The organism is Psittacicella melopsittaci, from assembly GCF_003585925.1.
GTDB lineage: Bacteria > Pseudomonadota > Gammaproteobacteria > Enterobacterales > Psittacicellaceae > Psittacicella > Psittacicella melopsittaci.
In genome coordinates, this window is record NZ_NRJH01000037.1 from 22910 (window position 1) to 29607 (window position 6698).

Genomic DNA, 6698 nt, shown 5'->3' on the forward strand with positions numbered 1-6698 from the left:
AAATGCTTAACTCTGTTCCTCTTGGCTAAGATAAGGTTCAACCATTTCTTTGCTTGAGTCAACACAATAAGCAAATAGCTTAGCACATTCATGGGCATCAAAAAGCGCATCATGGGCCTTGCTAGTATCAAATGTCTCATTTGGCAATTTATTAATTGCTACTTTTAAACGAGACTCACCTAAAAATACTGCACCTAGGACACTAGTATCAAAGGCAGTAAAAGGATGAAAAGGAATACGTTTTACCTTGCATTGTTCAAGGTAGTGATAAATAAATGATTTATCAAAATCGACATTGTGAGCTGTAAGAACTGTACGTTTGCAGTTGTGAGCTTTTTGAGCACCACGGGCAAATTTACAAAGAGCAGTTAAGGCTGTGCTTAAATCAACGGCTTTTCTTTGATAATCAAAAGGGTTAATTTTTGTAATCGCAATTGAATCAGGATTTATTTTTTTCCCTGCTAAAGGATGAACATTTAGCTTTAATTCGGCATAGGGAACTAGGTTTAAATCCTTATCAAAAGTCAAAGCTACAGCAGCAATTTGAATAATTGAATTCTCTTTATAATCAATACCTGTTGTTTCTATATCAACTACTAAAGGATAAAAGCCACGAAAGCGTTTTGCCATATAAGCAGCAGCTTGAGCTACTACTGGATTATTTTTATCTAGTTGAGTTGATTCGGCATAATTAGCAAAGGTATGACCATTGTACTCTTTTACACCATTTACATGATCATTGAGAAAAAGTTGATAGTCAAACGTATCTGCGAGGTCACAAATACGGGCAACTTTTTCTGGTGTAAAGTCATCTGTTGCAGAAAATTCTACTATGCTTTCTGACAAATTATACCTCTTTAGAACCTTCTTGAGGTCTTGAACTCATTTCAATAAATTCGATTTTGTAGCCATCTGGATCTTCCACAAAGGCAATAACGGTTTTACCACCTTTAACCGGACCTGCTTCACGAGTTACATTACCACCTGCAAGTTTAACTTTTTCACAAGTTTGCGCTGCATTTTCTACGCCAATGGCAATATGTCCATATGCAGTACCTAACTCGTATTTATCAACACCCCAGTTGTAAGTTAATTCTATCTCAGCTTGGTCTGGATTTGATTCATAACCTAAGAACGCAAGTGTATATTTATATTCTGGATTCTCTGAAGTTCTTAAGAGTTTCATGCCTAATACTTCAGTATAAAATTTAATTGAGCGATCTAAATCACCAACGCGTAACATAGTGTGTAGTATGCGATTCATAAGATCTCCAAAAGCAAAAAATAGAGTAAAAAAAAGATCACTAGTGGGCTAGGATCAAAGTAAATTAAACATAACGTAGCAAAGGGCCAAAATAAGGCAATTTCTTGCACTTTGCCTTTTTTTGGTCTAGTTATAATTCATCGGCATGATGAATTAAAATAAACTTTTCCCATAAGGTTTCTTGTGATTCGACGTGATCAGGGTCGCTTATAATACATTTATTTATGGGACAACATGCCTGACATGTTGGTGTATCATAAAAACCGACACATTCGGTGCATAGCATTGGATCTATTTCATAGATGTGTTCACCTACATAAATAGCCGAGTTTGGACACTCAGGTAAGCACATATCACAATTTGTACATTTTTGTGTAATTAATAAAGCCACTGTTATGATTAAATAAATTGTTAATAATAGATTGATAAGACATAAATATGTCTACAGCTCTATATTATACCATTTTTTCTCTTCAAATTAAAAGGCAAAAAAACACTCTCCTATCTAAATGTTAGGAGAGTGTTTAACTACGTAAGAACATATAAAGATGGTCTTACCTTGCCAATTATATTAAGCTTTAGAGTAACTTAATATAATTTGGTTAAAATAAAAAACTTAATTAGATTTAGCTGTGCTAAGTTCTTGTTTTAAATAAACTACTTGAGCTTCTAATTTTTCAATTCTTTCTAAAAGAAGAGTAACGCTTGAAACCTTTTTCTCAACTTTTTTGCTTGGCGTTGACGAAGTAACCACGCGGCGCTTTTTTACATTTTTAAGCCATGCATATAAGGTGATATAACTAATACCAAAATCCTTAGCTATTTGAGTGGCACTTTTTTTTCCTCGTTTATATTCTTGGATGACAGCTTTACGCATCTCTTTTGGATAAGCAGGCATTTTTAATAGTTCCTTTGGATAAAAATAAATTTAATCTACGTACTAGTGTAAAAAAGTAAGATTAACTTAGGAACAGAAAGCAAAATGAAAAATTAAAAAAGGATCAAAGTAAAGAAAGGGAGTGATTACTTACACCAAAAATAAAAAAGGCAGTAAGTTAAGTGTTAGGAGTGTAATGGAATATCTTTAGATATTCAGAATAAGGTAAATTCCAAATATTAAAAACATTATACCAATTAGTAATCAACTTTAATTTTACTAAGATCCTTAGTAACAATTAAAGTGCTTTAGTTACTAAGTTCTTATTTGATAATAATGTTAATAATATTAATAATCATAATTTAATTTACCTTAAATGTGAGAATGTTAAACAATATAATAACAGTTTACTTGAGAAAATCACAAATGACAAGAGGAAATTCTAAAAATTTTCTCTATTTGTTGAATTTTAAGGACAAAAAAGAGGAGAAGGTTATTAACCTTCTCCAAATTAAAACTAAATTATTTAGTTTCAAGACGCTCTTTAATACGTGTAGCTTTACCGCTTAAGTTACGTAAGTAGTAAAGTTTAGCTTTACGTACAGCACCTTTACGTTTAACAGTAATTGAATCAATAATTGGTGAGTGAGTTTGGAACACACGTTCTACACCTTCACCGTTAGAGATTTTACGTAAAGTAAATGCTGAGTGTAAACCACGATTACGGATTGCAATTACAACACCTTCAAATGCTTGTAAACGTCTTTTATTACCTTCAACAACCCATGCTTTAACTTCTAAAGTGTCACCTGTACGGAAACTAGGTAGGTCTGTTTTTAATTGAGCTTCTTCAAGCTTTTTAATGATATTACTCATTTTTTTAATTCCTCATCTAGATAACAGTAGTTAGAGCTAATACATAACTATTCCTCTGCCAGAGCTAGTAAAAAGATTGTATGTTAAAACTAAAAATTCTTGATATTTTTTATACTCTTACGAGTCTAGTTGCGGATAATGACAACTAAATTTAAATAAAATTAAGCAGCTTTTTGAGCTTCTTTAACTAGGCTAGCAACGCGATCAGATAATTGCGCACCTTTACCTTGCCATGCTTGGATTGCTTCTAGGTTTAATTCTAAACGTTTAGCTTGACCTGAAGCTAGTGGGTTGAAATAACCAACTCTTTCGATGAAGCGACCGTCACGTGCAAAACGTGAGTCAGCAACAACTACTTGATAGAAAGGACGTTTTTTAGAACCGCCTCTTGATAAACGAATAACTACCATGTGTGTTTTCCTATAAAAATTAAACTGAATTGTTAAAAAATGTAATAAAAATTTGAAGGATTTAGTTATATTTTTAGATACTTTTCAAAGGGAATATTACTTTGAAAAAATATAACTTGCTCATTATAGCAAAGAAAAATTAAAAAAGCAAAAAAAAGAGAGCGAGTGCCCTCTTTTTTTTAAATTATAAAACTTCGCCGTATTTTTCTTCTGCTTCTTGTTTTTTGCGACGAGCTTCGGCATCCACATCCCCTAATAAGAAGTTATTTACTGGTTTTTTAGGGAATAAGAAGCCAATTACTAAAGCTAAAACTAATGGGGTTACCCAACTAAAATCAGTATTAGCTAAAGGAATATAATCTCTTAAGCCACCTAATAAATCGATTGATCCATTAAAGTAGTTAGCTGAGAAGATTCTAAATGCGTCGGCAAAAGCTACAGGGGTTACTAATAAAGCTACCCAGAAGTATACCCATGCACGATCTTTAGTCCATTTATTTAGTAAAGTAACAAGAACTAAAGCAATGGTGATAGGGTAGGTTAAGTAGATCATAGGTACAGATGTTTTTAACACTGAGTTTAGACCTTGTACAGATAATACTGCTGAGAACAGAGTATAAATGATTAACCATGATTTTTCTGAGAAAAGACCAAAAAGGTTTCTCGAATAGGTTGATAAAGTCTTTAATAAACCTACGGCTGTAGTAATACAAGCTAAGAAAACAATAATTGCAAATACTAGTTGACCTGCAGCTCCAAATGACTCTTCAGAAGCATAAACTAAGATGTCTGCTCCCGTAGATTTACCTGAAACTGCTGATACATTACCAACATAAGCTAAGCCAAAGTAAATAACAGCTAAAAGCACACAAGCAATAAATCCAGCCTTAACTACGCCAGAGAATACTACTTTTGCTGGAGTATCAGGAGATGGACGTAAAGCATTTACAATTAGACCTGCAAAAGCTACTGCAGCAATAGCATCTAGAGTGCCATAACCATCAAAAGCTCCTTTAAAAAAGGCTCCCGAGACATATTCTTCATGAACTTGACCGACTTCTTTTGGTGAGCTTGAAAAAGCATATACTAGAACTAAAGCCATAGTAAAGATTACTAAAGCAGGTGATAAGTATTTTCCGATTGAATCTACTAGTTGTTCCCCATAAAGAGCTAAAACAAATGCCATTAAGAAGAAAAAGAAGATGTAAAGTAGTCCTGCTAAAGAAATACTGTCATTTCCACCAAGACCACTGCTGTCGAGTAAAGGTTTAACACCAATTTCTAACGAAACGTTGGCAACCCTTGGGATACCAAATAAAGGCCCAATGGATAAGATAATGATTACAGTAAACACTAAACCATAAAGTTTACCAACGCGCCCTGCTAAAGAAAGGGCTGAGTCACCTGATAAGGCAACGGCTAAAATTGTTAAAAACGGAATAACAACTGCTGTTAATGTAAAACCTGTAGTAACTGAGAGAAACTCGCTACCTGCATTTAAACCAGCCAGTGGTGGATAAATTAAGTTTCCTGCCCCAAAGAAAAAGGACATTAGCATTAGACCGCTTAGAACGACTCTTTTCATAATACCTCAATTGTAGGATACTAGGTATCCTTGCTAAATGTTAACGTAAAATAATTTTAACACTTAACTTACTGCTTTATTAAAATCGCATTTTTTTGCCTTTAAGTCAAGAGCTTTCTGGCAAAAAATAAGACACTTAGATTTCTCTAAGTGCCTAAAAGAAAGACTATACCACGTCTTCGAACTCGTCTTCTGCTTGTTGTTTACGTTGACGACGAGCTTGTTCTCTATCCCCAAGTAAGTATGTAACAACTTCTTTTTTCGGGAAGCAGAAACCAATAGCCGCACCAATTAACATAGGTACAAACCAGCTAAAGTCACTGCTACCAAATGGGATAAATGGACGAAGCCATGCTAGGATATCAATTTCATGATCTAAGAAGAAAGTTGAGAAGAATTTGAAACAGTCTGCAAAGGCAAACGGAATAACAAAAATCATTACCCAACGATATACCCAAACACGATCTTTAGTGAATTTGTTAAACATAGTAACAATTACTAAAGCGATAGTAATAGGGTAAGTAAAGTAGATAAATGGAATTGATGTTTTAATTACTGAAGAAAGACCTTGGATTGATAATACTGCTGAAGAGATAGAGTATAAAATTAACCAGCCTTTTTCAGAGAAAATACCAAATAGGTTGTGGCTATAGTTTGCAATTGTTTTTAATAGACCTACTGCAGTTGTTAAACAAGCTAGGAATACGATAATAGCAAACACATAAATACCAGCTTTACCAAATGCAATTGTAGAAGCATAGATTAGAAGCTGAGCACCACTTGTTTGTTCTGAACCACTTGCGTAGTTACCTAAGAAACCTAAACCAAAGTAGATTACACCTAATAAGAAGCAAGCAATGAAACCTGCTTGAATTACGCTTTTACGTACGTCTGCAATAGGTGTATCTGGAGATGGTCTTAAAGTTTGTAATACAAGACCACCAAAGATAACTGAAGCTAAGGCATCTAGAGTACCATAACCTTCAATTGCCCCAGTAGCAAATGCACCTGTTAAATATTTCTCTGCAGGTTGTACTGCACTTGGGTCATTACCAACCGCTAAGTAAGTAACAACTAAAGCTAAAATGAAAATTACTAATGCAGGAGATAAGTATTTCCCGATAGTATCAACTAGTCTATCTCCATAAAGAGATAAAGTATAACTAATTAAGAAAAATAGAGTAATGTAAACTAAACCAAAAGAAGAACTAATTGGTAAAGCTGTGTGTAAATTATCCTGTAATAAAGGTTGGATACCTAATTCGTATGAAACGTTTGCTACCCTTGGGATCGCAAATAAAGGACCTAACGAAACAACTAAAAGAATAGTTAATGCGTAACCAAAATATTTACCTACACGACCGTAGAATGAAAGACCTGAGTCACCAGTAAACGTTACCGCAACTAATGTAACAAAAGGAATAATTACAGCCGAAAGAGTAAAGCCTGATAAAGCTGAAAATACATTGTACCCTGATTCAAGACCTACTTGAGGAGCAAAGATTAGGTTCCCCGCACCAAAGTAGAATGACATTAGCATCAGACCACTAAAGAGAATTCGATTCATAAAAAACCTCATATTGATAACAAGCTTAAATTGTTACCTTAAAATGCCAAATCACAATAATTAAATAAATTAGACAAAATGTAAGTTTAGCGTTTTTTACGCTTACTCTTTAATTTAAT

The 6698-nt window shown here is 33.8% G+C and carries 8 protein-coding genes; all 8 read right to left on the minus strand.

Annotation, left to right across the window (positions count from 1 at the left end):
- Positions 1–6: 6 nt before the first annotated feature.
- Positions 7–846, minus strand: a complete 840-nt coding sequence (locus CJP74_RS04670) for an exonuclease domain-containing protein (protein WP_119497120.1) — start codon at positions 844–846, stop codon at positions 7–9.
- Position 847: 1 nt separating this feature from the next.
- On the minus strand, positions 848–1264 hold the full coding sequence (gene gloA, locus CJP74_RS04675) for a lactoylglutathione lyase (protein WP_119497121.1): 417 nt from the start codon (positions 1262–1264) through the stop codon (positions 848–850).
- 130 nt (positions 1265–1394) lie between these two features.
- Entirely contained in the window at positions 1395–1655 is a 261-nt protein-coding gene (locus CJP74_RS04680; RefSeq protein WP_119497122.1) for a YfhL family 4Fe-4S dicluster ferredoxin, read from the minus strand.
- 225 nt (positions 1656–1880) lie between these two features.
- On the minus strand, positions 1881–2162 hold the full coding sequence (locus CJP74_RS04685; protein WP_119497123.1) for a helix-turn-helix domain-containing protein: 282 nt from the start codon (positions 2160–2162) through the stop codon (positions 1881–1883).
- A gap of 501 nt (positions 2163–2663) precedes the next feature.
- Entirely contained in the window at positions 2664–3017 is a 354-nt protein-coding gene (gene rplS / locus CJP74_RS04690) for a 50S ribosomal protein L19 (protein WP_119497124.1), read from the minus strand.
- A gap of 161 nt (positions 3018–3178) precedes the next feature.
- Positions 3179–3427: a 30S ribosomal protein S16 gene (gene rpsP / locus CJP74_RS04695; protein ID WP_119497125.1), complete on the minus strand. Its 249-nt coding sequence runs from the start codon at positions 3425–3427 to the stop codon at positions 3179–3181.
- Between the two features lie 184 nt (positions 3428–3611).
- The gene (brnQ, locus tag CJP74_RS04700; RefSeq protein WP_119497126.1) at positions 3612–5012 is read right to left on the minus strand and encodes a branched-chain amino acid transport system II carrier protein; all 1401 of its coding nucleotides are present in this window, start codon (positions 5010–5012) and stop codon (positions 3612–3614) included.
- A gap of 166 nt (positions 5013–5178) precedes the next feature.
- A complete protein-coding gene (gene brnQ / locus CJP74_RS04705) occupies positions 5179–6579 on the minus strand; it encodes a branched-chain amino acid transport system II carrier protein (protein WP_222986938.1) in 1401 nt (466 codons plus the stop codon).
- Positions 6580–6698 lie beyond the last annotated feature (119 nt).